Source organism: Pimelobacter simplex (assembly GCF_900114845.1).
In the GTDB taxonomy this organism is placed as follows: domain Bacteria; phylum Actinomycetota; class Actinomycetes; order Propionibacteriales; family Nocardioidaceae; genus Nocardioides; species Nocardioides simplex.
In genome coordinates, this window is record NZ_FOUK01000003.1 from 754,353 (window position 1) to 778,764 (window position 24,412).

Consider the following 24,412-nt stretch of genomic DNA (forward strand, 5'->3'; position numbering starts at 1 on the left):
CCTCAGCCCGACAGCGCCCGGGTCACCTGGACGACGTCGTCCGCGGGGACGCCGGGGCTGTAGCGGTAGCCCTGCACCTCGTCGCACCCCCGCTCGCGCAGGTAGCGCTCCTGGACCGCGGTCTCGACGCCCTCGGCGACCACGGTCATGCCGAGCGCGTGCGCCATCACGATGATCGCGTCGACGATGGCCGCGTCGTTGTCGGCGCAGGTGATCTCGGAGATGAACGAGCGGTCGATCTTGATCTTGTCGATGGGGAACTTCGTCAGGTACGCGAGGCTGCTGTAGCCGCGGCCGAAGTCGTCGACCACGATCGCGACGCCCAGCGAGCGCAGCGACTCCAGCATCGCGACGACGTCCCCGTGGTCCTCGATGAGCAGGCCCTCGGTGATCTCGACCTCGAGCTGGGCGGGCGCGATGCCGGCGCTGCTGATGGCGTCGGCGATCTCCTCGAGCCAGGCGCGGCCGCGCAGCTGGCGCGGCGAGACGTTGACCGCGAGCCGCAGCGGGTGGCCGAGCTCCTCCTGCATCCGGACGAGCGCCTCGCACGCCGTGCGCAGCACCCAATTGCCCAGGTGGGTGATCATGCCGCCGTCCTCGGCCACCGGGATGAACCGGTCCGGGGGCACCGGGCCGAGGGTCGGGCTGGTCCAGCGGGCGAGCGCCTCGACGCCGACGACCTGGCCGGTCGCGAGGTCGAGCTGCGGCTGGTAGGCCAGCGACAGCTCGCCCTGCTCCAGGGCCTGGCGCAGGGCGGCCGAGAGCGCGAGCCGGCCGTCGTCGTCCTTGAGCATGCCGTGGTCGAACCAGCGGATGGCGTTGCGGCCGGCCGCCTTGGCCTCGTACATCGCGATGTCCGCGTGCTTGAGCAGGGTCGCCGGGTCCTCGCCGTCCGCGGGATAGCGGATGCCGCCGATGCTGCCGGTCACCGCCAGCTCGTAGCCGTGCACCACCACCGGAGCCAGGACGTCGACCATCAGCTCCTCCATCCGGCGCTCGAGGTCGGCGTACGGCGGCAGGTCGTGCAGGACGACGGCGAACTCGTCGCCGCCGAGCCGCGCGACCAGGTCGTCGGACCGGGTCCAGGCGAGCAGCCGCTCGGCGACCACCACGAGGAGCTCGTCGCCGATGTGGTGCCCGAGCGAGTCGTTGATCCGCTTGAAGTGGTCGAGGTCGAGCAGCACGAGGGCCAGGTGCAGCGAGGTCTGCTCGGCGCGCTCGAGCGCCCCCTCCAGGTGCCGCAGCAGGTGCGCCCGGTTGGGCAGGTTGGTCAGGCTGTCGTGGGTCGCGAGGTGCTCGACGTGGTCGCGGGTCCGCGCGCGGTGCGTGATGTCGTAGGCGACCACGAGGAAGCCGGGCGCCTCGCCGTCCTCGGCGTCCAGGGGGACGATCGCCTCCTGGACCGGCACCGTCGTCCCGTCGCGGCGCCGGTAGACCCACTCGACGTCGTCGCCCTGGTCGTCGGTGAGCGCAGGCGCACCGCCCGCGGACAGGCGGCGGCGCGCGCCGTCGACCACGCTCAGCGGCGCTCCGACGAGCTCGTCGCGGTCGTAGCCGAGCAACGCCGTGGTCGCCGGGTTGACCGTCACGATCCGGCCGCGCGCGTCCGTGGCGATGATGCTGAACGGGATGGTGTCCAGGATCGAGCGCCGCAGCGCAGCCCCCTCCGTGCGGGACTCCATCGCTCCTCCGTCCGGTACGCGGTGGCCCGGGCCCACCAGCCTGTTCACCTCCATCGGCCCCGGACCCCTGGACCGAAGGAGATCGGGACCTTCGTCCCGCACCGGGGTGTCGATCGGTCAGGTCTGGCGGATCTCGCTGCCCCGGCTCGGGCGGACTGCCTAGTCTCGATCGTGGAGGGACGTGCCAGGTGGTGACAAGAGGGAGGGAACCGTGCGCGGATTGCAGCGAGCCGTCGGCCTGCTGATCTTCGGGACCGCAGCGGCCGGGGCCGCACTGCTCTGGTGGTCGGTGTCGGGGACGCCGGGCCGCGAGGAACGACCGGCCGACGGCCTGGTCCTGGGTGCCTGGCACCTGCTCTACGACAACGAGGCACCGAGCGTGCCGACCCTGGCCGCGGCCGCCGGACTCGCGCTGCTCTTCGCGGCCGGCGTCGCACTGCTGGAGCGGCGCATCGCCAACCGGGCACGCCGCAGCGAGGACGGCGCCAGCCTGCCGCTCTCGCCGAAGCACGTGATGGCCGAGACCCGCGGCGTCTTCCACGGCCCGGTCACGCTGACCGTGCTCGTCCCCGCCCACAACGAGGCGGCGAGCATCGGCGCCACCCTGGCCTCGCTCTTCGCGCAGTCGCGCCCGCCCGAGCGGGTCGTCGTCGTCGCCGACAACTGCACCGACGACACCGCGGCCATCGCCCGCGCCGGCGGCGCCGAGGTCTTCGAGACCGTCGCCAACACCCACAAGAAGGCCGGCGGCCTCAACCAGGCGCTGCGCGACCTCCTGCCGGGCCAGGGCGAGAACGACCTGGTCATGGTGATGGACGCCGACACCGTCCTCGACGCCGGCTTCCTCGACTCCGTGGTCCGCCGGATGACCGACGACCGCGCGCTCATGGCGATCGGCGGCCTCTTCTACGGCGAGGAGGGCAAGGGCCTGATCGGGCAGTTCCAGCGCAACGAGTACACCCGCTACGCCCGCGACCTGCAGCGCCGCCGGGGCCGGGTCTTCGTGCTCACCGGCACCGCGACGGTCTTCCGGCCGCGCGCGCTGCGCACGGTCGCGGCCGAGCGGGGCCGGATCCTGCCCGGCGTCCCGGGCGACGTGTACGACACCCTGGTGCTGACCGAGGACAACGAGATCACGCTCGCGCTCAAGACCCTGGGCGGGCTGGTCATCTCCCCCAGCGACTGCACCGTCGTCACCGAGGTGATGCCGAGCTGGCGGACCCTGTGGGCGCAGCGGCTGCGCTGGCAGCGGGGCGCGCTCGAGAACCTCGGCGAGTACGGCATGCGCTCGTCGACCTTCCGCTACTGGGCCCAGCAGCTCGGCATCGGGTACGGCGTCATCGCGCTCGGCGCCTACCTGCTGCTGATGGTGCTGATGGCGCTGTCGTTCGACACCTGGGTGTGGTTCCCGTTCTGGCTCGGCACCGGCCTGATCTTCACGGTCGAGCGGATCGTCACCGTGTGGAAGGGCGGCTGGCGCGCCCGGCTGCTCGCGGCGACCCTGTTCCCCGAGCTCTTCTACGCGCTCTTCCTCGACATCGTCTACCTGAAGGGGATCATCGACATGTCGCTCGGCCGCACCGCCACCTGGAAGCACGTGGTCGCGACCACTCCGCACGACGTCCGGGTGGACTCGTGACCGGCCTCGTGAGCCAGCTCGTGAGCCAGGTCGGCAGCCTGGGGATCCTGTTCCCCGAGTCGCTGGTCCGCAGCCACGCGTTCGGCGTCCTCGCGGCCTTCGTCGCGATCAACACCGTCATCTACGTGGCGCTGTCGGTCGCCAAGGCACTCCCGAAGATCTACGTGCGCGACCACCTGCCGCGCACCTACGAGCGCGCCGAGACCCGGAGCATCCACCCCGACGCACCCCGCTGACCGGTCACCCGGTCAACTGCTCACGCGGTCACGGCCTCGAGCCACGTCCCGAGCGCCGCGACCGCGCCGGCCGAGACGCCGTGCCCGCCCGCGTCGCGCCACGGCGTCGTCACCGCGCCGGCGTCCGCGGCGAGGTAGTTCCAGGTGGCGTCGAGCAGCTCGCGCGGGATGACCGTGTCAGCCTCCCCCTGCGCCACGAACACCGGGACGCCGGCCAGCCGGTCCGGCGTCACCGGCACCCCGGCGTCGAACGGCAACGTGCCGTGCAGGATCGCAGCGCCCGCGAACCGCTCCGGCTCGGCGAGCAGCAGTCCCCCGGCGAACGCCGCACCACCGCTGAACCCGACCAGCACGACAGGCCGCCCGGACGTCACGGGCACTTCGGCGTCGAGCCAGCTCCGGAACCACGCCATCGTCTCGGCCAGCGACGCCGCCACCGGCCGCCCGATGCCCCGGTTGGCGAACCACGCATAGCCGCCGCCCTCGGCGATCGGCGCCCGCACCGCGACGTACGACGGTCCGGGCGGGAGGTGGGCGGCGAGGGCGATGATCGAGGACTCGTCCGCGCCGCGCCCGTGCAGCAGGACGACGACCGGGGTGGTGGGGGCGGCGGGGGCGACGGGGTCGCTGGGGTCGGCGTCCGGGGCGCCGCGGCGGACCACGACGGGGTCGGGGAAGGTGGTCATCCCGTCAGAGTACTACTTGAATGTTCAACCAGTTGCAGAGCCACTGGACGTACGAAACTCCCGGATGGCCGAGGGATATCCCTCGGCCAACCGGCAGTTTCACCGCCTAGGCGGTGAAACTGCCGGGCCGCTACTTCGCGACAACCCCCGCCAGCGTGTCAACGAGAGCCGGCAGCCCGTCCTTCCAGGTGAAGCTGAGCGCGGTGGGCGGGGAGACGGACGAGACGTTGACCCGGCCGACGACCTGGGCGACGGCGCCGTTCTTGACCGCCGGGATGGCGAGCGCCTTCTGGTCCTTCAGCATGGCCGCGGCCTCGGCGTCGGTGTCGTGGTAGCTGATGATCACGTCGGCGTCGAGCTCGTCGGCCTTCTCGTAGCTCATCTCGAAGAAGAAGCCGCCCTTGGACGAGTCGAGCTTCGCCACGCTGGGCGCGACCTCGAAGCCGAGCTTGGACATGATCGCCACCCGCGGGTCGAGGGCGGTGTAGACCGACAGCGAGTTGGGGCTGGCCCACACGCCGGCGATGGTCTTGCCCGCGAACTCGGGGTGCTTCTTGGCCTCGTCGGCGAAGTAGGTGTCGATGTCGCCGAGGATCTTCTCGCCCTGCGCGCTGCGGCCGAGGGCCTTCGCGGTGATCGAGATGGTCTCGTCCCAGGGCGTCGTCCACGGCGCCTCGGGGAAGGCGACGACGGGCGCGATGTCGCTGAGCGTCTTGTACTGCTCCTCGGTGAGGCCCGAGTAGGGCGCGAGGATCAGGTCGGGCTTGGCCGCGATGAACTCGTCGTACGGGACCGTGGTGCCGGAGCCGTCGTCGGTCAGCAGTGCGGGGTGCTCGACGTCGGCCTTGTCGTAGGCCTCCTCGACCCACGGCAGCAGGTTGCCCTTGCCGACGGTCCACAGCTGCTCGGCCACGGCGACCGGGTAGACGCCCGAGGCGATGGCGGCCTCGGTGGAGCCCCAGCCCCAGGTGGCGACGCGCTTCGGCTCCTCCTTGATGACGGTCTCGCCGTAGGCGTTCTCGACCGTGATCGGGAAGCTGTCGGTCGCCTTGCCGGTGGCGGCGCCACCGTCGGCAGCCTTGTCGTTGTCGCTGCCGCAGGCCGTCAGGGCCAGGGCGGCCGCCGTGGCCGCCAGCAGGGCGGTCGCGCGGCGGAAGGCACGTGTGGTGCGCACGCGGCTCTCCTCGTTCTCGGGGTTAGGTAAGCGTAACCTAACAGCATCCGGTCAGCGGGTCGCGATCGCCTCGGCCCGTGGACGCCCGCGCGGGACGACGAGCGGGCCGCCGGTGACCGGGTCGGGGATCACCTCGGCGTCGAGGCCGAAGGCGTCGCGCACGCACTCGACGGTCAGGACGTCGCCCGGCGCGCCCTCGGCCACCACCCGGCCGGCGGACATGACGACCATGTGGTCGGCGTAGCGCGCGGCGTGGTTGAGCTCGTGGAGCACCATCACCACGGTGGTCCCCCGCTCGGCGTTGAGGTCGGCGAGCAGGTCGAGCAGCTCGAGCTGGTGGGTGACGTCGAGGTAGGTGGTCGGCTCGTCGAGGAGCACCGCGCTCGTCTCCTGGGCGAGCACCATGGCGATCCACACGCGCTGCCGCTGGCCGCCGGAGAGCTCCTCGAGCCGGCGCTCGGCCAGCTCGGCGACGCCGGTCGCCTCGAGGGCGCGCAGCACGACCGCGTCGTCGTCGCTCGAGTGCCGGCCGAACCAGCCCTGGTGCGGGAACCGGCCGCGGCCGACCAGCTCGGCCACGCGGACGCCGTCGGGGGCGACCGACGTCTGGGGCAGCACGCCGATCAGCCGCGCGAGCTGCTTGCGCGAGAGCGCGCCGATCTCGTGCCCGTCGACCGTGACCGTGCCCGCGGAGTGCGGGTGCAGCCGGGCCAGGCCGCGCAGCAAGGTGGACTTGCCGCAGGCGTTGGGTCCCACGATCGCGGTGACCTTGCCGGGCGGCAGCACCAGGTCGAGGTTCTCGATGACGTGCCGGCCGCGGTAGCCGAGGGACAGCCCGCTCGCGGTGATCGCGGTGCTCATGAGGCCGCCTTTCGTTCGCTGCGGGCGAGCAGCCAGAGGAGGTAGGGCGCACCGACCAGGCCGGTCACGACGCCGACGGGCGCATCGAGCCCGAACGGCGCCACCTGGCCGACCACGTCGGAGGCGAGGGTGAGGGTCGCGCCGACCACCGCGGAGGGCAGCAGCGCGGCGCCGCCGTCGTCGACGAGGCGGCGCGCGATCGCGGGCGAGACGAGCGCGACGAAGGCGATCGGCCCGGCCACGGCGGTCGCCAGCGCGACGAGGCCGACGCCGACCAGCAGGGCCAGCGCCCGGGCTCGGTTGGGGGCGACGCCGAGTCCGCTCGCGTGGTCGTCGCCCAGCGCCAGCGGGCGCAGCTGGCGGCCCACGACGAGGCCGAGCACGAGCAGCACGCCCACGCCCAGCGCGAGCAGGCCGAGCATGCCGTCGCGGATGTCGGCCACGCTGCCGACCGTCCACAGCAGCACCGTGCCGCCCTCGCGCAGGTCGGCCTCGGAGAGGCGCCACGAGATGAGCGAGGCGCAGACGTAGGACAGGCCGACGCCGACGAGAACGAACCGGATGCCGTGCAGTCCCCCGCGCCAGGCCAGCGCCCAGATCGCGACGGCGGTGGCGAGGCCGCCGAGCAGGGCCGAGCCGGTGATGGCGAGCCCGGTGGCGCCGTACGCCGTGATGGCGGTGATCGCGCCGAGCGAGGCACCGCCGGAGATGCCGAGGATGTCGGGGCTCGCGAGGTTGTTGCGCAGCGTGTACTGGAAGAGCGCCCCGGACAGGCCGAACGCCAGCCCGGCCAGGATCGCGGCCAGCGCGCGCGGCAGCTGGAGCTTCTGCACTACGAGCAGGTCGAAGCGGTCGCCGACGCCGAAGATCGCCGGCAGCGCGCGCTCCGGCGGGACGCCGGCCATGCCCAGGTCGAGGCTGACCAGGACGAGCACGAGGCAGGCCGCGAGGCCGACGAGCACCACCGCGCCCGCGCGGGTACGACGGCGCCGGCGCAGCCGGACCAGCGGTTCGGTGGTCGGGGTGGACAGGGTGCTCACAGGCCGGCCACCCGCCGTCCGCGCGCGACCGCGACGAGCACGGGGGCGCCGATGAGGGCGGCGACGACGCCGGCCTCGAGCTCGTCCTGGCGGACCAGCCGGCCGATGATGTCGGCCGTGACGAGCAGGATCGGCCCCAGGAGCGCGCACAGCGGCACCACCCAGCGGTAGTCCTGCCCGACCAGGCGCCGCGCCGCGTGCGGCACGACGAGGCCGACGAGGGCGATCGGGCCGGCCAGCGCGGTGGCGGCGCCGGCCAGCGCGACGATGGCGATGCCCGCCAGCAGGCGCGTCGTCCCGACGCTCTGGCCGAGCGCCGCCGCGACGTCGTCGCCGAGCGCGAGGCCGTTGAGCCGGTGGGCGACGAAGAGCGCGATGAGCGCGCCGACCAGCAGGAACGGCCACAGCCCGGCGATCGCGTCGACGTCGCGGCCGGTGAGCGCGCCGACCGCCCAGAACCGGAGCTGGTTGAAGGCGTCGACGTCGCGGAACAGCAGCAGGTTCGAGATCGGCACCATGAGCGCCGACACGGTCGCCCCGGCGAGCGCTAGCTGGACCGGCCGGCCGTGCCCGATGGCGAACACCAGGACCGCCGCGAGCGCCGCCCCCAGGAAGCCGAACCAGACCGAGCCACCCGGGCTGACCACGCCGAACGCGGTCGCGGCCACGACGATGCCGAGGGAGGCGCCCGCGTTGAGGCCCAGCAGCCCGGGGTCGGCCAGCGGGTTGCGGGTGATCGCCTGCGCGAGCCCCCCGGCCAGTCCGAGTGCGGCCCCGGCGAGGACACCGATGATCGTCCGCGGCACCCGCTGTCCGCGGATCACGTCGTGGTCGACGTTGCCGGCGACCGGGTCGACGAGCGCCTGCCAGGTGTCGCGCAGCGCCACGCCCCGCACGCCCAGCGCGAGGCTGAGCGCCACCGCCACCAGCAGCAGGAGCACCGCTCCCACCAGGACGGCGGTCCGCCGGCCGCGACCGGTCCGCACCGGGACCCCGGGCAGCGCGCCCGTCGCCGCGACGGGCGCGACGCGCGCGACCGGGGCGACCGGGGCAGCCGCGTCCGCGTCCGCGTCCGCGTCGTCCGCACGAACTGAGGTTTGCATTACCTAAGCATGACACAGCCCGGACCTGACCCCGGCGCCCGCGGGCGTCCGCGGGCGCCGCGGTGCTCAGGGGTTGGCGAGGGCGATCGGCGGCAGCGCGGTGTTGGTCCAGTAGCCGCCGACGGCGATCGGGTCGCCCACCGCGACGTCGATCGTCACGCACGGCGCACCGCCCACCGCGGCGGAGACCTGGAGCCCGGAGGGCCCGGCGACCGGCGTGAACCGCTGGAGGCCGACCGCGAAGGTGCCGTTGACGACGCCGGTGACCTCGATGGCGCACCCGTAGACGACCCCGCTGATCTTCACCTCGGTCAGCCGCGCGGGCCACACCCCGCCGCTGGGGTCGCCGGTCATCGCGAGCCGCCACGTCGGCGCGAGGGCGAAGGTGACCGCTCCCCACCAGGTGTTGCTGCAGCCGGCGCTGGCCAGCGTCGGGAGGTTGACCGCAGGCGTCGGGTACGCGCGGCTGAGGCCGGGGCTGCTCACGCCCCCGGCCATCGTGAACGACCCGCACGAGATCGTCTGGCCGATCGGGATGTCGGTCAGGCCGATGCCGGTGCCGACGAGGTTGACCGCCGGGCCGCCCGACGGCGTGTACGTCGCATAGGCCTGGGCGGGCGGCGTCGCGGTCAGCAGCATCGTGGCCACCGCGGTGACCGCCACGAGCCGGCCGCGCAGGGTACGCAGGCTCCGCAGGATCGTCATGCGCCCACCCTCGGCACCGGCCCGTTAGCGGTCAACGCACCCGGCCCCCGGAGCGCCGGATCCCGGACGCACGTCCGGAAAAAGGGCGTCGGGCCGCGACCTCTGGGGGGGTCGGCCGCGGCCCGACACCGCACATCATGACATATCGATCGCGCCTGCGGGTGAGGGCTGCCGAACCTCACTCCCAGAAGACGCGGTCCACCACGGCATGGGCCCGACGGGTCACCCGGAGGTAGTCGTCGAGCAGCCGGTCGGTCTCGGTGAGCTGGTAGCCGAGGATGCCCGCGACGGCCCGGCGCTCGAGGGTCGCCATGGGGAACTGGTCGCCCGGGCGACCCCGCGCGAGCAGCAGCGCGTTGCGGACCCGGGTCGCCATCCGCCAGGCGGTACCGAGGGTCTCGGCCTCCTCGCGGGTGATCAGGTCGGCCTCGGCGGCCGCCGACAGGGCGGCGAGGGTCTGGGCCGTGCGGAGGCCGGGGACCTCGGCGCCGTGGCGCAGCTGGAGGAGCTGGATCGTCCACTCGATGTCGGCCAGTCCCCCGCGGCCGAGCTTGAGGTGGAGCGCGGGATCGGCGCCGCGGGGCAGCCGCTCCTTGTCGACGCGGCCCTTGATCCGGCGCACCTCGCGGACGGCGTCGTCGTCGAGCCCGCCGGCCGGGTAGCGCAGCGGGTCGATGAGCGCGGTGAACCGCTCGCGCAGGCCCGGGTCGCCGACGACGGCGTCGGCGCGCAGCAGCGCCTGTGCCTCCCACACCTGCGACCACTTGGCGTAGTAGGCCGCATAGGCGTCGAGGGTGCGCACCAGGGGCCCGTTGCGCCCCTCCGGGCGCAGGTCGGCGTCGACGACGAGCGCCGGGTCGGGCCCCGGGACGGCGAGCACCCGGCGCACCTCCTCGGCGACCAGGCGCGCGAAGGTCGCCGCCTCGTGGGCGTCGGCGCCGTCGACCGGCTCGTGCACGAACAGCACGTCGGCGTCGCTGCCGTAGGAGAGCTCGAAGCCGCCGTAGCGGCCCATCGCGACGATCGCCATCCGGGTGGGCGGCGTGTCGAGCCCGCGCGCCCGGGCGGTCGACTCGAGGGCGCCCCAGAGCGTGGCCTCGAGGGTCGCGTCGGTCAGCCGGGTGAGCGCGAAGCCGACCTCGGCGACGTCGGTCTGGCCGAGCACGTCGCCGGCGGCGATCCGCAGGAGCTCGCGGCGGCGGACCGCGCGCACCGCGCGCACGCCCTTCTCGAAGCCGTCCTGGCGACCCCCGGTCGCGAGCATCTCGTCGACCAGCGTCTCGGAGCCGAGCGGCGTCAGGTCGCCGGCGAGCAGCCGGACCCCCGCGGGCTCGCGCTCGAGCAGGTCGGTGCAGTAGCGCGAGGTGGCGAGCAGATGGGCGAGGCGCTCGGCGGCCTCGCCCTCGTCACGCAGTGTCGAGAGGTACCAGGGGGTGCGGCCGAGCGCCTCGCTGATCCGGCGGAAGCCGAAGAGGCCGCCGTCGGGGTCGGCGCACTCGGCGAACCACTGGAGCATGGCGGGCAGCAGCGTCCGCTGGATGGTCGCGGTGCGGGTGACCCCGGCGGTCAGTGCCTCGAGGTTGCGCAGCGCGGCCTGCGCGTCGGCGTACCCGAGGGCGGTCAGCCGGGCCCCGGCGGCCTCGGAGGAGAGCCGGACCTCGTCGGAGCCGATCCGCGCGACGGCCGAGAGCAGCGGGCGGTAGAAGATCTTCTGGTGCAGCCGGCTGACCTCGCGGCGGTGGTGCTGCCAGGTGGCGTCGAGCCGCTTCTCGGACTCCTTGAGGAACCCGAGGCTGCGGCCGAGCCGGCGCAGCGACGCCTCGTCCGACGGGACGACGTGGGTGCGCTGCAGGCGGTGCAGCTGGATCCGGTGCTCGAGCTGGCGCAGGAAGGCGTACGCGCGGTGCAGCGCCTCGCCGTCCTCGCGGCCGACGTACCCGGTCTCGGTGAGCCGGGCCAGGGCGCTCAGCGTCGTCGGCGGCCGGATCCGCTCGTCGGCCCGGCCGTGCACGAGCTGGAGCAGCTGGACGGCGAACTCGACGTCACGCAGGCCGCCGGCCCCGAGCTTGAGCTGGCGGTCGGCCTCCTTCGCCGGGATGTGGTCGAGCACCCGGCGGCGCATCGCGCGGGCGGCGTCGACGAAGCCCTCGCGGTCGGCGGCCGACCAGACCATCGGCGCGACCATCGCCACGAACTCCGCACCCAGGGCGAGGTCGCCGGCGACCGGCCGGGCCTTGAGCAGCGCCTGGAACTCCCACTGCTCGGCCCAGCGCTCGTAGTAGGCCTCGTGGCTGCCGATCGTCCGGCTCAGCGGGCCGGCCTTGCCCTCGGGCCGCAACGCCGCGTCGACCGGCCAGATCGTGCCCTCGGCCGTGTGGTCGGAGCAGACCTGCATCAGCTGCGCCGCGAGCCGCGCGGCGACCCGCTCGTCGCCCTCGTGCACGAAGATCACGTCGACGTCGGAGACGTAGTTGAGCTCGTGGCCACCGCACTTGCCCATCGCGATCACCGCGAGCCGCACGTCGTCAGCGGCGGCACCGATCCGCGTCCGGGCCACGGCGAGCGCCGCGTCGAGCGTGCCCGCGGCGAGGTCGGAGAGCTCGGCCGCGGCGTCGTCGACGGCGAGGTCGTGGGCCAGGTCGCGAGCGGCGAGCCGGAGTAGCTGGCGGCGGTACTCGACCCGCAGCCCGTCGACCGCCTCGCGCTCGGGTCGGTCGGTCACCGCCTCGAGGAGGGCCGCGCGCATCGCGTAGGCCGCAGGCCGGGTCGAGCCGAGCGCCGGGTCGGTCAGCTCGCGCCAGTGCTCGGGGTGGTGGCCGAGGTGGTCGGCCAGCGCCACGCTCGCGCCGAGCACCGAGAGCAGCCGCATCGCCGTGCCCTCGTCGTCGCGGACGGCGCGCAGCAGCTCGGCGCGCTCGTCGTCGCCCTGCTGCTCCCCCGCCGCGTCGGCGAGCCGGACCAGGCCGCGCAGCGCGGCGTCCGGGTCGGCCGTGCGGCCGAGGTAGGCCAGCAGGTCGGCCGCCCCCGGGCCGAGCTCGGCCAGCCCGGCCTGGGCCGCGTCGAGGTCGACGAAGCCGAGCCGGATCAGCTCGGTACGCGGTGTGGCGCGAGGCATGGCGTCGGCGCCGTGGTCACAGGACCGGCAGCATGCGATCCCGCTCGAACACCGAGACCTGGCCGCGGTACTCGTCCCACTCGGCGCGCTTGTTGCGCAGGAAGAAGTCGAAGACCTGCTCCCCCAGCGTCTCGGCGAGGAGCTCGGAGTGCTCGGCGACCACGATCGCCTCGTGCAGGCTCTTGGGCAGCGGCTCGATGCCGAGGCTGCGCCGCTCGCGCTCGGTGAGCGCCCAGACGTCGTCCTCGGCCTCGCGGGGCAGCTCGTAGTCGTTCTCGATGCCCTTGAGCCCGGCAGCGAGCACGGCGGCGTAGGCCAGGTAGGGGTTGCAGGCCGAGTCGATGGTGCGCAGCTCGATGCGGGTCGACTGGCCCTTGAGCGGCTTGTACATCGGCACCCGGATCATCGCGGAGCGGTTGTTGTGCCCCCAGCAGATGTACGACGGCGCCTCGCCGCCGAACATCAGCCGCTTGTAGGAGTTGACCCACTGGTTGGTGACGACGCTGATCTCGCTCGCGTGGCGCAGCACGCCGGCGATGAACTGGCGGCCGGTCTTGGAGAGCTGGTACTCCGCGCCCGCCTCGTAGAAGGCGTTCTGGTCGCCCTCGAAGAGCGAGACGTGCGTGTGCATGCCGGAGCCGGGGTGGTTGGTGAACGGCTTGGGCATGAACGTCGCCCAGATGCCCTGGTTGAGCGCGACCTCGCGGATGACCGTGCGGAAGGTCATGATGTTGTCGGCGGTGGTGAGCGCGTCGGCGTAGCGCAGGTCGATCTCCTGCTGGCCCGGGCCGCCCTCGTGGTGGCTGAACTCCACCGAGATGCCCATCGCCTCGAGCATCGTGATCGCCTCGCGGCGGAAGTCCGAGCCGTGCGAGTGGGCGGCGTGGTCGAAGTAGCCGCTCCGGTCGATCGGGACCGGCTCGACGCCCGGCTGCGGCTCGTCCTTGAACAGGTAGAACTCGATCTCGGGGTGCGTGTAGAAGGTGAAGCCCTGCTCGGCGGCCTTGCTCAGCGTCCGCTTGAGCACGTTGCGCGGGTCGGCGTACGACGCGGAGCCGTCGGGCATCACGATGTCGCAGAACATCCGCGCGGTCGCCGGGCCCTCCATGCTGCGCCACGGCAGGATCTGGAAGGTCGTCGGATCGGGCAGCGCGAGCATGTCGGCCTCGTAGACGCGCGCGAAGCCCTCGATCGCCGAGCCGTCGAAGCCGATGCCCTCGGAGAAGGCGCCCTCGAGCTCGGCAGGGGCGACGGCGACGGACTTCAGGAAGCCCAGCACGTCGGTGAACCAGAGCCGCACGAACCGGACGTCCCGCTCCTCGAGAGCGCGGAGAACGAAGTCCTCTTGCTTACCCATGGGCACACCCTAGGGGGTGTCTGTTTCGCGCCGGAGTCGGACACAGCACCCTGGCCCCGGCGGCACCGGTACGGCGGCGTGGACGCCGTCGTCGAGACGCCCCGCGAGGCCCGCCACGAAGGCCCGGTTGACGCCGCAGACCAGGTCGCGGTGCTCGGCCGCGAGCCGGTCGAACGGGCAGTTGCCGAGCGTGACGCCGTGCTCGTCGGCGCGCGGCTCGTAGCCGAGGGCGTCGAGGGTGGCGGCGAGCGGACGGTCGTCGGCGGCGACCTGGCCGGCTGCGTGCTCGGCGGCCTCGGTGAGCGCCGCAGCCATGGGCGTCCCGGCCAGCGCGCGCTCGGCGGCGTCGGCGAGCACCTGGCCGGCGAGGTCGTAGCGGCGGCTCGGGACGCTGACCGTCAGCTCGCGGCGGGCCCGGCGGTAGAGCTTGGCCGGGCGGCCGGCGCCGGGGCCGGTGCGCCCGGTGAGCCGGCGGAACTCGGTGACGAGCAGGCCCTCGTCGACGAGGCGCTCGAGGTGGAACTTCGCCGTGTGCCGAGGGACGTCGACCCCGCTGGCCGCCTGGTCCCGGCTCACCGCGCCGGGCTGCTCGGCGACGAAGCGGTAGAGCGCTCGTCGTACCGGGTCGGCCAGGCTGCCGACGCGCGCGACCCGTCGTCCGAACGCCTCGTCCACAGGCGCGCTCCTCTCCGGTTTTTCTAGCAGACACGAGTCTTGTCGAAAGATCGCGCCAGGTCTACCGTCGAATCTGATGTCCCTTACAGAGGGACCGCTCGAGAAAGGGGCCGACCATGGCCAGCACCCACGCGTGGGACCACCTCTCCCACGACATGCGCGAGGAGATGCACGACCTCACGCACTTCGCCACCATCGATGCCACCCACCAGGGCCGGGTGGCTCTCTGGGTGACCCTCACCGTGCTCCCGCTCCTGTGGGGGCTCGACATGTTGACCCATGTCGTGACCGACAGCGCCACCTGGCAGGCCACGCTCGCGACCTGGACCAACGACCTCCTGCCCGGCGACGCCGCCGACGCGGTCCTCTGGATCGGCGCGATCACGGTCCTGGCCGGCCTGCTCGTCGCCGCCATGCCGCAGATCGGCGGGGACGTGCTCGGCGTCTGGTTCGTGCTGCTCGCCGCCAACCTGTTCAGCGTCGACCAGCTGGCCTACCTGGCCGTCGGCATGCTCGCCCTCGCGTTCTGCAGCTTCGCGATGGCGTGGCTGATGCGCGGCGACCGCCGGCGGGAGGGCTAGCCCCCGGGGCCGCGGGGGCTCAGGAGCGCCGGCGCCAGTCGGTCGGCAGGGCGATGCCGTCGAGGCCGATGCCCTGGTAGATCAGCCGGTAGGCGTCCGGGTCCGCCTGGCGCTGGCGCTCGAACATCCGGTGCAGGTTCGCCCACAGCGGGGTGCTGCGCTGCGAGCCCAGGTACTCCCCCGTGGACGTCGCCGGGAGCACCTGGGTCTGCAGGCCCAGCGCCGAGAGCAGCCGGCGCGCGCCGGAGTCCATGATCATCACGACGTACTCGACGCCGTTGGCGAACGCCGCGGTGACGATGCCGTGGTAGAGCGCGGCCGCGCACAGCCCGCCCCGCCCCGACCCCGGCCGGACGGCGATCGTGGCGATGTCCCAGGTCTTGTCGACGTCGACGCCGGCCGAGCGCGCCGAGCGGAGCCCGTCGACGCCCCACGGCTCCCGGGCGGTGTCGTTGAGCGTCTTGAGGCCGGCCGGCCCGGGCTCGATGATGCGGGCCATCGCGACGGCCTCGTCGTTCTCGTCGAGCACCGTCATGAAGCCGGTGGCGCCGAGGTAGGGACCGTACTCGCGGTCCATCTCGTCGGCGGTGTTGCCGTAGGTGTCGAGGAAGACGTCGGCCTCGCACTTCAGCGCGGCCTCCAGCTCGGCACCGACGGGATCGAGGACGAAGCGCAGGGGGGCGGCGTTCATCCCAGCATCATCACCGCGGCCGCGTCCGCACGCCAATGCCGGACCCACTCGTCGATCTCGGTCGGCGGCATCGGCCGCGCGATGTGGTAGCCCTGGACGGTGTCGATGCCCATCTCGGCGAGGGCCGCCAGGTCGGCGGCGTTCTCGACGCCCTCGGCGACGATGCGCATGTCGAGGGCGTGGGCGAGCTGGATCGTCGAGGCCACGATCTCGCGGCTGCGGTCGTCGACGGCGACGTTGCGGACCAGCGAGCGGTCGATCTTGAGCTCCTGGACCGGCAGGTTGCGCAGGTAGGTCAGCGACGAGAACCCGGTGCCGTAGTCGTCGATCGACACCTGGACGCCGTGCTCGCGCAGGCCCATCAGCACCTCGCGGGTGTGGTGCGGGTCGGCGAGGAAGGAGTCCTCGGTGATCTCCAGGACCAGCCCCTCGGCGGGGATCTGGTGCTCGTCGATGGCCGCGTAGAGCTGGGGGAGGAAGGCCTGGCCGAGCAGCTCGGTGGGCGCGCAGTTGACCGCGACGCGCAGGTCGACCCCGGCGTCGAGGCGACGCCGGTGGTCGCGCACGGCCTGGCGCGCGATGGTCTCGGACAGCGCCGCCATCAGCCCGGCCCGGCGCGCGGCGGGCAGGAAGGACACCGGGCTGATCACGCCCTGCACCGGGTGCCGCCAGCGCACGAGCGCCTCGAGGCCGGAGATCCGCATCGACGCGACGTCGAGCTGCGGCTGGTACCAGACCTCGATCTGGCCGTCGGCGATCCCCTTGCGCAGCTCCTCGGCCAGCTGCAGACGGCCTCGCGAGAAGTCCTCGAGCTCGACGTCGTAGAGCGCCGCGCCCATGCTCGTCGCCTTGGCCTGGTACATCGCGACGTCGGCCCGGCGCAGCATCTCGCCGCTGCCCGGCTCGTCAGGTCCGGCGACCGTGATGCCGATCGAGCCCGACGGGCAGATCTCGATGCCGTCGACCGAGATCGGCTTGCCGAGCTCACGGAGCACCTCGTGCGCGGTCTCCATGAGCTCGATCTCGTCGCAGCCGGGGACGATGATCGCGAACTCGTCGCCGCCGAGGCGGGCCACGACGTCGCGGGGTCCGACCGCCTCGCGCATCCGCAGCGCGACCAGGCGCAGCACGGTGTCGCCGACCTGGTGGCCGAGCGCGTCGTTGATCTCCTTGAAGCCGTCGAGGTCGAGCAGCATCAGGGCGAGCGGTTCGCGGGCGGCGATGCTGTCTTCCAGCCGCACCCGCACGGCCCGCCGGTTCGGCAGCTTGGTCAGGTCGTCGGTGCGGGACAGCGCGAACGCCTCGGTCGCCCGGTTGGCGTCGCGCAGGGCGAGGCCCATCCGCCAGGCCACGGTCACCATCGTGAACACGGCCGGGGGCACCGTGTAGTAGGCGAGCTCCTCCTCGGGCCGGATCATCAGCACCGCCATCGCGACCGCGCCCGCGGCCACCAGCACCGCGGTGCCCGCCGCCTTGGGGACGGTCCGGATCAAGGGCGTCGGCGGCCGGCACGCCGCCGTCACCAGCAGCGCGAAGGCGCCGCCCCACAGCGCGATGCTGATGTTGCCGAAGTCGTAGGTGCGGGCCGAGGCCTGCAGCGCGAAGGCGGAGTCCGCCGCGGCCAGCAGCGTGAACGCGACGCCGAGCATGACCGACTTCACCAGGTCCGTCCGGGCCAGCAGCAGCGACTGGCCCAGCACGGCCAGCGCGAGCACGAGGTCGGCGAGCGGGTAGATCATCGCCAGCAGCAGCGGGACGCCCTCCTGCCCCGAGGCCAGCCGGATCGGCGTGACCAGCAGGAGCGAGGCGACGCACGAGGTGCCGCCGCAGATCACGGCGATGTCGAGCCACCCGCGGGTGGGCTGCATCTGACGCCGGTCGACGTCGAGCATGAGGTAGCCGGCCATCCCGAGGTAGGACAGCAGGAAGAACCACTCGCCGGTCGCCGGGAACTGGTGCTGGGTGGCCACCCCGCCGGAGTTGACCGACATCGAGCCGATCGCCCACGCGGTCACCGCGGCCAGGAGCAGGAGCAGCCCGGTCCGGCGCCCGGAGTAGAGGCGGACGGCGAGCGCCAGGCGCAGCACCAGCATGGGGAAGAAGACGGTGAGCGTCGCCAGCAGGATGGTCTGGCTCCTCTGGTGGGTCGCCGACGCGGCCACCTGGTTGACCAGCAGCCCGACGATCAGCCAGCCCCACGAGGCGTACGCCACCACCCGCTCGGCGACAGCGACCCGGGGAGCACCCGAGGCGGTGGCTGTCCTGCGACCCACGGCCCGTCGACCTCCCTCGTCCCCTGAAAGGGGCCTGATCAGGCCCTCATGTGTCCTGTCGGCAGGTGTTTCCCCATCCTTACGCTTCCGGGACGTTTGCCGCCAGCTCGGCCAGCCAGGCGGCCGGGCTCGCGTCGGACGGCATCCGCCAGTCGCCCCGGGGTGACATCGTCCCACCCGGGCTCACCTTGGGCCCGTTGGGCAGCGCCGAGCGCTTGAACTGGCTGCTGAAGAAGCGGCGGACGAACACCTCGAGCCACTTGCGGATCGTCGCCAGGTCGTACGACGCCTCGCCGCTCCCCCACGCGTGGTGCGCCAGGAAGGCGATCTTGCTCGGCCGGTAGCCGCGGCGCAGCACGTGGTAGAGCGTGAAGTCCTGCAGCGCGTAGGGCCCCACCGAGTCCTCGGTGCGCTGCTCGCCACCCGGGATCAGCTCCGGGGTGATCTCCTGCTCGAGGATCGCCTGGAGCACCTTGTCGGCGTCGTCGTCGTAGTGCCCGTCGTGGAGCTGGTCGGTGTCGATCACCCAGCGGATCAGGTGCTGGATGAGCGTCTTCGGCACGCCGGCGTTGACGTTGTAGTGCGACATCTGGTCGCCCACGCCGTAGGTGCACCACCCGAGCGCGAGCTCGGAGAGGTCGCCGGTGCCGAGCACGATGCCGCCGCGGTGGTTGGCCAGCCGGAAGAGGTAGTCGGTGCGCAGCCCGGCCTGGACGTTCTCGAACGTGATGTCGTAGACCGGCTCGCCGTCGGAGAAGGGGTGCCCGAGGCCCTCGAGCATGGTCCGCGCGGCCGGCTTGATGTCGAGCTCCTCGAACGTGCAGCCGAGCGCGAGCGAGAGCCGCGTGGCGTACGACTTCGTGGTGTCGCCCGTCGCGAAGCCCGGCATCGTGAACGCGTGGATGTCGCTGCGCGGGCGGCCGAGCCGGTCCATCGCCTTGGCCGCCACGATGAGCGCGTGGGTGGAGTCGAGGCCGCCGCTGACGCCGATCACGATCTTGGGCTGGCCGATCGCGGACAGCCGCTGCTCGAGGCCCGAGACCTGGATGTTGTAGGCCTCGTAGCAGTCCTGCGCGAGCCGGGCCGGGTCGTCGGGCACGAACGGGTGGCGGGCCACCTTGCGCCGCAGCCCGAGGTCGCCGGCCGGCGGGTCGAGGGTGAGCTCGATCCAGCGGAAGTCACCGGCCTCGACGCCGGTCCCCCGCCGGTTGTCGTCGAAGGTGCCCTGGCGCAGCCGCTCCTGCCGGAGCCGGTCGAGGTCGACGTCGACGACGGTCCGGCGCGGTCCGTCGGGGAACCGCTCGCTCTGGCCGAGCAGGTCGCCCAGCTCGTAGACCATCGTCTGGCCGTCCCACGAGAGGTCCGTGGTCGACTCGCCCTGCCCGGCGGCGGCGTAGACGTACGCCGCGCTGCACCGGGCGCTCGCGCTGCGCGCCAGCAGGTGCCGGTCCTCGGCCCGGGCGATCGTGATCGGGCTGCCCGACAGGTTGGCCAGCACGGTGGCCCCCGCGAGCGCGGCCTGCGCGCTCGGCGGCACCGGCACCCACATGTCCTCGCAGATCTCGACGTGCAGGTGCAGCCCGGGCACGTCGGTGGCGGTGAAGATCAGGTCGGGCCCGAGCGGGACGCTCTCGCCGGCGACCACGATCTCCTGGCCGAGCAGGTCGTCGCCCGGCGCGAACCAGCGCCGCTCGTAGAACTCCCGGTAGGTCGGCAGGTACGACTTCGGCGCCACCCCCAGCACCGTGCCGCGGTGGATGACCACCCCGCAGTTGACCAGCCGGTTGCCGTGCCGCAGCGGCGCCCCCACGACCAGGATCGACATCAGGTCGCGCGAGGCCGCGACGATCTCGGCGATCCCGGCGTGCACCGCCTCGAGGAGCACGTCCTGCAGGAAGAGGTCGTCGACGGCGTAGCCGGTGAGCCCCAGCTCGGGGAAGACGGCGACCGCCACCCCCTCGTCGTGGCAGGCCCGCGCCTGCTCGATCGTGCGGGCGGCGTTGGTCGCCGGGTCGGCGACGGCGACCGGCAGCGTCACCGCGGCGACCCGGGCGAACCCGTGGGCATAGGCCGAGTAGAAGTCCACGGGGTCGAGTCTAGGGACCGGCCAGCGGACCCACCGCGACGCTCACGCCCCGCATCGACGGCGGCCCGCTGGTGAGCCGCTCGAACGCACCCGTGCTCGGGTGCCACGCGACGAGGTGCCAGGTCTCGTCACCGATCTCCATCTCGCCGAACCTCATCGGCCCGACCAGCGCCAGGAGGGTGTCGGCGTCGAGCAGCCCGACAGTGCGGAGGTAGCCGTTGTCGCCGTACACCGAGCTCGGGTCGGGCACCATCGCCGCGGCGACCAGGTCACCCGTGGTGTCGTCGAGCGCGACCAGGCCGGTCGTGCCTGCGGGCAGCCGGGTGCCCGCGCCGACGAACGCGATCCGGCCGAAACCGCTGACGATCCCCGTCGCCCAGTAGTTGGACGGCAGGCTCCGCACCCGGCGATCCCCCTGCCAGAGGTCGAAGCCCTGGAAGGCCTCCTGCTGCGTGACCACGGTGCCGTCGCGCGCGACCCTCACGGAGGTCCCGCCGGCGGTGCCGTAAGGCGCCCGCGTGCCGCTCCCGTCGGGACGGACCAGCCAGCCGCCGGTCCAGTGCGCCACGAACCAGCCCTCGCCGTCCGGGAGCCAGGTCAGCGCCGGCGGGTTGTCCCAGCGCTCGGCGAGGGGCTGCGGCCAGGGCACGGTCCGGTCGCCGACGGCGCCGCCGGCGGTCACGTCGACCACCCGGATGCCGTCGTACGTGGCGAACGCGACCTGCGTGCCGTCGTCCGACAGGGCGGGGACGACGGTGCCGCCGAGCGTGTCGGCGAGCAGGTCGCCGGTCCCCTTGACGCAGCGCCAGGTGCCGTCGGCGCCGAGCAGGCGCAGGTCGGCGCCGCGCTCGGGCCACGCGAGCACCGCGCCGCCCGGCAGTGGTTCGTCGCGGACGTTCGGCACCGTGCCGGCGGGCGGCGGGTCGAGGCGGCGCGGCAGCATCGAGGCGCGGACCGGGGCGCGGGGCACCGTGAACGGGTCCCACTGCTCGACGCCCGGCGCGGCCGACGCCGGATCGGTCGGCGCACTGGTCGGCGCACTGGTCGGCGCCGTGGTCGGCGCGATGGGCGGCGGCTCGGCGTCCCCGCCGCCGCGCAGCACCAGGACGCCGGCCAGCAGCACCAGCACGACGGCGACCGCCGTCCCGCCGAGCACCCGCCGCTGGGTCCGGCGGCCGGCCTCGCGCGCCGCCCGCTCCCCCAGGCCGGTGGGCACCACCAGGTCGAGCAGCTCGGGGGCGCCCGTCCGCAACCGGGTCAGCGCGGCCGCGTTCTGGCTCTTGACCGTGCCCACCGAGACGCCGAGCGCCTCGGCGGTCTCCTGCTCGCTCAGGTCGTCGAAGTGCCGCAGCACGACCACCGCGCGCTGCGACGGCGTGAGCCGGGCCAGCGCCTTCTGCACCACGAGCACCGCCTCGGGGTCGGACGAGACGGCGGACGCCCCGTCGTGGAGCGCGGCGACCGGCACCTCCCGCCCGTGCCGGCGCCACAGCGAGATGTGGTCGTTGGCGATGATCCGCCGCGCGTACGCCGTCGGGTGGCCGGCGCGCAGCCGCCGCCAGCGCAGTGCCACCTTGACGAGCGCCTCCTGGACGAGGTCCTCGGCCCGGTGCAGGTCCCCCGTGAGGAGGTACGCCGAGCGCAGCAGCGCCTGCTCCGCGCCCGCCGCCCAGGCGGTGAAGTCGTCGTCCATGGGGTTGCGTCCTCCGGTCCGTCCACCCATCCAACGCGAACCCGGCCCGGATGGTTGGCGCGACCTGCCGGCGGGCCGATGAGTCCCGCGCACGGCGGCGGTCTCCCTCCGCATGAGCATCACGAGGAGCCCGATCCAGCCGTGCCTGTGGTTCGACGACACGCTGGAAGAGGCGGCGCGCTTCTACACGGGCATCTTCCCGAACTCCTCGATCGACCACCTCAGCCGCTACGGCGACGCCGGCCCCGGCACGCCCGGCAGCGTGATGGCCGGGGAGTTCACGCTCGACGGGATGACGTTCCGGGGGATCAACGGCGGGCCCGCGTTCCCGTTCACCGAGGCGATCTCGTTCTCGATCGCCTGCCGCGACCAGTCCGAGGTCGACTACTACTGGGACTCGCTCGCCGACGGCGGCGAGGAGTCGGTGTGCGGGTGGCTCAAGGACCGGTTCGGGCTGTCCTGGCAGATCGTGCCGGTGCGGCTGTACGAGCTCGTCGCCGACCCCGTCCCGGAGCGGGCGATGGCCGCCACCCGGGCGATGCTCGGCATGCGCCGCATCGTCGTCGCCGAGCTCGAGGCGGCGGCCGACGCGGCGGTCGGTACGGCGGCTCCGGGGTGACCGAGCACACAGCGCGCACCGGGGCGGTCCACGACTAGCCTCGTCGGTGTCCGTCAACGAACGTGGACCCGCTGCTGCGGGCCGCGAGTCACCAGAAACGGAGCTCGACGATGAGCAACGCCCCCGAAGAAGCCGCCCCCTACGGCGGTCCCGCGGCACCTGCCGCGAGCGCGTCCGCGCCGATCAAGCGGATCCGCACCCATCACCTGCGTGAGATGAAGCAGCGCGGCGAGCGCTTCTCCATGCTCACCAGCTACGACCAGTACACCGCGCAGATCTTCGACGAGGCCGGGATCGAGATCCTCCTCGTCGGCGACAGCGCGTCCAACAACGTCTTCGGCAACACCACCTCGCTGCCGGTCACGGTCGACGAGCTGCTCCCCCTGACCCGGGCCGTGAGCCGCTCGGTCTCGCGGGCGCTCGTCGTCGGCGACCTGCCGTTCGGCTCGTACCAGGCCTCGCCCGAGCAGGGGTACCTGACGGCCGCCCGGTTCATGAAGGAGGCCGAGGCGCACTGCGTCAAGCTCGAGGGCGGTGCCGAGATGGCCCCGCAGATCGAGCGGATGACGCGCGGCGGCATCCCGGTGATGGCCCACATCGGCTTCACCCCCCAGTCCGAGCACACGCTCGGCGGCTACCGGGTGCAGGGCCGCGGCGCGACCGCCGACCGGATCCTGCGCGACGCCGAGGCGGTCCAGGAGGCCGGCGCGTTCGCCGTCGTCATGGAGATGGTGCCCGGCGACGTCGCCGCCGAGGTCACCGCCAAGCTCGAGATCCCGACCATCGGCATCGGCGCGGGCAACCAGTGCGACGGCCAGGTCCTCGTCTGGCAGGACGCCTTCGGCCTGCGCACCGGCCGGCTCCCCCGGTTCGTGAAGCAGTACGCCGACCTGCGCACCACGCTGCTCGACGCCGCCCGCGCCTACGACACCGAGGTGAAGTCCGGCGCTTTCCCGGCCGAGGAGCACACCTTCTAGCGCGCGCCGACCGGCGGGACGGCGTAGCGTCGTCGCATGCGCGTGCGTCGTCTCGTCGTCCTGCCGGTCCTCGCCCTGCTCGCCACCACCCTCTCGGCCGCGGGCTGCCGCGCCGACGAGCCCGGCCGGACGGCCGCCCCGGCACTGCAGGTCGGCGTCGTCGCCGACGGCCTCGACCACCCGTGGGAGGTCGCCGAGCTGCCCACCGGCGAGCTGCTCGTCACCCAGCGCGAGCGGCGCGCCCTGACCCTGGTCGACCCGGCCACCGGCAGCCACCGCGACCTGGGCTTCCCCAGCGCGAGCGTCTGGGCCCGCGGCGAGACCGGGCTGCTCGGCCTCGCGGTCGACCCGCAGTTCAGCGCCAACCGGCGGATCTACACCTGCGCCGGCTGGCGCCTGGCAGGCGGACGCCACGACATCCGGGTCATCGCCTGGACCCTCGACGCCGGCCTCACCCGCGCCACCGCGGTCCGCACCCTGCTCACCGGGCTGCCGTCCAACAGCATCGGCCGGCACGGCGGCTGTCGGCTGCTCGTGATGCGCAACGGGGCGCTCGTCGTCGGCACCGGCGACGCGGCCAAGGGGCGCAACCCCCAGAGCCTCCGCTCGCTCGGCGGCAAGGTGCTGCGGATCGACCGGATGACGGGACGCGCGTGGCCCACCAACCCGTGGGCCGACCGCAAGGGCAAGCGCCGCTACGTCCTCAGCTACGGCCACCGCAACGTCCAGGGGTTGGCCCAGCGCGCCGACGGCACGCTGTGGTCGGTCGAGCACGGCTCCTACCGCGACGACGAGATCAACCTGATCCGCAAGCGCGGCAACTACGGCTGGAACCCGGTGCCCGGCTACAACGAGGAGCGCCCCATGACCGACCAGCGGCTGCCCGGCAAGCAGCTCGCCGCCCGCTGGCGCTCGGGCGACCCGACGATCGCGCCGTCCGGCGCGGCCTTCGTCCGGGGCGCCGCCTGGGGACGCTACGACGGCGCGCTCGCCGTCGCCGTCCTCAAGGACCAGCGGCTGCTGTTCGTGCGGTTCAACCGCAAGGGCGTGCTGCGCTGGACCGCCGCCCCCACCGAGCTGCGCCGCTTCGGGCGGCTGCGCGACGTCACCGCGGCCCGCGACGGGTCGCTGCTGGTGACCACCGACAACGGCGACGGTCACGACGTCCTGCTGCGGGTGCGGCCGACCGGCTGAGCCGGGCCGGCGATATGACAGCATC

General features: G+C 73.4%; 20 protein-coding genes. 6 read left to right on the forward strand and 14 right to left on the reverse strand.

The genetic code is table 11. From position 1 onward, the window contains the following. Positions 1-2 precede the first annotated feature (2 nt). Complete coding sequence (locus tag BM223_RS16370) at positions 3-1,682, reverse strand: putative bifunctional diguanylate cyclase/phosphodiesterase (RefSeq protein ID WP_052138771.1); 1,680 nt, start codon at positions 1,680-1,682, stop codon at positions 3-5. A 211-nt stretch (positions 1,683-1,893) separates the two neighbouring features. Between BM223_RS16370 and BM223_RS16375 the strand changes: the two genes are divergently transcribed. After that, positions 1,894-3,321, forward strand: coding sequence for a glycosyltransferase family 2 protein (locus BM223_RS16375; RefSeq protein WP_200886987.1), 1,428 nt, complete (start codon positions 1,894-1,896; stop codon positions 3,319-3,321). Continuing rightward, complete coding sequence (locus tag BM223_RS16380; protein WP_075018640.1) at positions 3,318-3,557, forward strand: hypothetical protein; 240 nt, start codon at positions 3,318-3,320, stop codon at positions 3,555-3,557. Before BM223_RS16375 ends, BM223_RS16380 begins: the two co-directional genes overlap by 4 nt. Positions 3,558-3,577: 20 nt before the next feature. Here BM223_RS16380 and BM223_RS16385 read toward each other — a convergent pair whose 3' ends face one another. From BM223_RS16385 to BM223_RS16425, 9 genes are all read right to left on the reverse strand, one after another. Further along, positions 3,578-4,243: an alpha/beta hydrolase gene (locus BM223_RS16385; protein ID WP_052138772.1), complete on the reverse strand. Its 666-nt coding sequence runs from the start codon at positions 4,241-4,243 to the stop codon at positions 3,578-3,580. A gap of 130 nt (positions 4,244-4,373) precedes the next feature. Beyond that, on the reverse strand, positions 4,374-5,417 hold the full coding sequence (locus tag BM223_RS16390) for an iron-siderophore ABC transporter substrate-binding protein (protein WP_052138773.1): 1,044 nt from the start codon (positions 5,415-5,417) through the stop codon (positions 4,374-4,376). 51 nt (positions 5,418-5,468) lie between these two features. Further along, the gene (locus BM223_RS16395) at positions 5,469-6,278 is read right to left on the reverse strand and encodes an ABC transporter ATP-binding protein (RefSeq protein ID WP_038679775.1); all 810 of its coding nucleotides are present in this window, start codon (positions 6,276-6,278) and stop codon (positions 5,469-5,471) included. After that, complete coding sequence (locus BM223_RS16400; protein ID WP_052138774.1) at positions 6,275-7,318, reverse strand: FecCD family ABC transporter permease; 1,044 nt, start codon at positions 7,316-7,318, stop codon at positions 6,275-6,277. The genes BM223_RS16395 and BM223_RS16400 overlap by 4 nt, the downstream gene beginning before the upstream one ends. Continuing rightward, complete coding sequence (locus BM223_RS16405) at positions 7,315-8,421, reverse strand: FecCD family ABC transporter permease (protein ID WP_082003695.1); 1,107 nt, start codon at positions 8,419-8,421, stop codon at positions 7,315-7,317. The genes BM223_RS16400 and BM223_RS16405 overlap by 4 nt, the downstream gene beginning before the upstream one ends. A 66-nt stretch (positions 8,422-8,487) precedes the next feature. Beyond that, complete coding sequence (locus tag BM223_RS16410) at positions 8,488-9,126, reverse strand: hypothetical protein (protein ID WP_038679776.1); 639 nt, start codon at positions 9,124-9,126, stop codon at positions 8,488-8,490. Between the two features lie 178 nt (positions 9,127-9,304). Then, on the reverse strand, positions 9,305-12,241 hold the full coding sequence (locus tag BM223_RS16415; protein WP_038679777.1) for a bifunctional [glutamine synthetase] adenylyltransferase/[glutamine synthetase]-adenylyl-L-tyrosine phosphorylase: 2,937 nt from the start codon (positions 12,239-12,241) through the stop codon (positions 9,305-9,307). Between the two features lie 16 nt (positions 12,242-12,257). Next, a complete protein-coding gene (locus tag BM223_RS16420) occupies positions 12,258-13,598 on the reverse strand; it encodes a glutamine synthetase family protein (protein ID WP_038679778.1) in 1,341 nt (446 codons plus the stop codon). Positions 13,599-13,607: 9 nt separating this feature from the next. After that, entirely contained in the window at positions 13,608-14,273 is a 666-nt protein-coding gene (locus tag BM223_RS16425; RefSeq protein ID WP_038679779.1) for a helix-turn-helix transcriptional regulator, read from the reverse strand. A gap of 116 nt (positions 14,274-14,389) precedes the next feature. Here BM223_RS16425 and BM223_RS16430 point away from each other — a divergent pair, with 116 nt between their 5' ends. Beyond that, positions 14,390-14,854, forward strand: coding sequence for a hypothetical protein (locus BM223_RS16430; protein WP_052138775.1), 465 nt, complete (start codon positions 14,390-14,392; stop codon positions 14,852-14,854). Between the two features lie 19 nt (positions 14,855-14,873). On the opposite strand, the gene BM223_RS16435 is transcribed toward BM223_RS16430, so the two are convergent. The 4 genes from BM223_RS16435 to BM223_RS29525 form a co-directional block, all read right to left on the reverse strand. After that, positions 14,874-15,545: a hypothetical protein gene (locus tag BM223_RS16435; protein WP_052138776.1), complete on the reverse strand. Its 672-nt coding sequence runs from the start codon at positions 15,543-15,545 to the stop codon at positions 14,874-14,876. After that, positions 15,542-17,818, reverse strand: a complete 2,277-nt coding sequence (locus BM223_RS16440; RefSeq protein WP_143128558.1) for a putative bifunctional diguanylate cyclase/phosphodiesterase — start codon at positions 17,816-17,818, stop codon at positions 15,542-15,544. The genes BM223_RS16435 and BM223_RS16440 overlap by 4 nt, the downstream gene beginning before the upstream one ends. A gap of 79 nt (positions 17,819-17,897) precedes the next feature. After that, the gene (locus tag BM223_RS16445) at positions 17,898-19,904 is read right to left on the reverse strand and encodes an NAD(+) synthase (protein WP_038679780.1); all 2,007 of its coding nucleotides are present in this window, start codon (positions 19,902-19,904) and stop codon (positions 17,898-17,900) included. A gap of 10 nt (positions 19,905-19,914) precedes the next feature. Beyond that, entirely contained in the window at positions 19,915-21,597 is a 1,683-nt protein-coding gene (locus BM223_RS29525; RefSeq protein ID WP_075018641.1) for a SigE family RNA polymerase sigma factor, read from the reverse strand. A gap of 112 nt (positions 21,598-21,709) precedes the next feature. Between BM223_RS29525 and BM223_RS16455 the strand changes: the two genes are divergently transcribed. The 3 genes from BM223_RS16455 (at position 21,710) to BM223_RS16465 (ending at position 24,387) form a co-directional block, all read left to right on the forward strand. Then, the gene (locus tag BM223_RS16455; RefSeq protein ID WP_038679781.1) at positions 21,710-22,216 is read left to right on the forward strand and encodes a VOC family protein; all 507 of its coding nucleotides are present in this window, start codon (positions 21,710-21,712) and stop codon (positions 22,214-22,216) included. A 110-nt stretch (positions 22,217-22,326) separates the two neighbouring features. Beyond that, positions 22,327-23,193 carry a 3-methyl-2-oxobutanoate hydroxymethyltransferase gene (panB, locus tag BM223_RS16460; protein WP_038679782.1) on the forward strand — a complete coding sequence of 289 codons (867 nt, stop codon included), beginning with the start codon at positions 22,327-22,329 and terminating at the stop codon, positions 23,191-23,193. 36 nt (positions 23,194-23,229) lie between these two features. After that, positions 23,230-24,387, forward strand: a complete 1,158-nt coding sequence (locus BM223_RS16465; RefSeq protein WP_038679783.1) for a PQQ-dependent sugar dehydrogenase — start codon at positions 23,230-23,232, stop codon at positions 24,385-24,387. The last annotated feature ends 25 nt before the right edge of the window (positions 24,388-24,412 follow it).

Coding starts and splice junctions, on each gene's coding strand:
- BM223_RS16415 (WP_038679777.1), bottom strand. CDS start 12,241: ATGCCTCGCGCCACACCGCGTACCGAGCTGATCCGGCTCGGCTTCGTC.
- BM223_RS16430 (WP_052138775.1), top strand. CDS start 14,390: ATGGCCAGCACCCACGCGTGGGACCACCTCTCCCACGACATGCGCGAG.
- BM223_RS16435 (WP_052138776.1), bottom strand. CDS start 15,545: ATGAACGCCGCCCCCCTGCGCTTCGTCCTCGATCCCGTCGGTGCCGAG.
- BM223_RS16370 (WP_052138771.1), bottom strand. CDS start 1,682: ATGGAGTCCCGCACGGAGGGGGCTGCGCTGCGGCGCTCGATCCTGGAC.
- BM223_RS16465 (WP_038679783.1), top strand. CDS start 23,230: ATGCGCGTGCGTCGTCTCGTCGTCCTGCCGGTCCTCGCCCTGCTCGCC.
- BM223_RS16410 (WP_038679776.1), bottom strand. CDS start 9,126: ATGACGATCCTGCGGAGCCTGCGTACCCTGCGCGGCCGGCTCGTGGCG.
- BM223_RS16385 (WP_052138772.1), bottom strand. CDS start 4,243: ATGACCACCTTCCCCGACCCCGTCGTGGTCCGCCGCGGCGCCCCGGAC.
- panB (WP_038679782.1), top strand. CDS start 22,327: ATGAGCAACGCCCCCGAAGAAGCCGCCCCCTACGGCGGTCCCGCGGCA.
- BM223_RS29525 (WP_075018641.1), bottom strand. CDS start 21,597: ATGGACGACGACTTCACCGCCTGGGCGGCGGGCGCGGAGCAGGCGCTG.
- BM223_RS16405 (WP_082003695.1), bottom strand. CDS start 8,421: ATGCAAACCTCAGTTCGTGCGGACGACGCGGACGCGGACGCGGACGCG.
- BM223_RS16395 (WP_038679775.1), bottom strand. CDS start 6,278: ATGAGCACCGCGATCACCGCGAGCGGGCTGTCCCTCGGCTACCGCGGC.
- BM223_RS16420 (WP_038679778.1), bottom strand. CDS start 13,598: ATGGGTAAGCAAGAGGACTTCGTTCTCCGCGCTCTCGAGGAGCGGGAC.
- BM223_RS16455 (WP_038679781.1), top strand. CDS start 21,710: ATGAGCATCACGAGGAGCCCGATCCAGCCGTGCCTGTGGTTCGACGAC.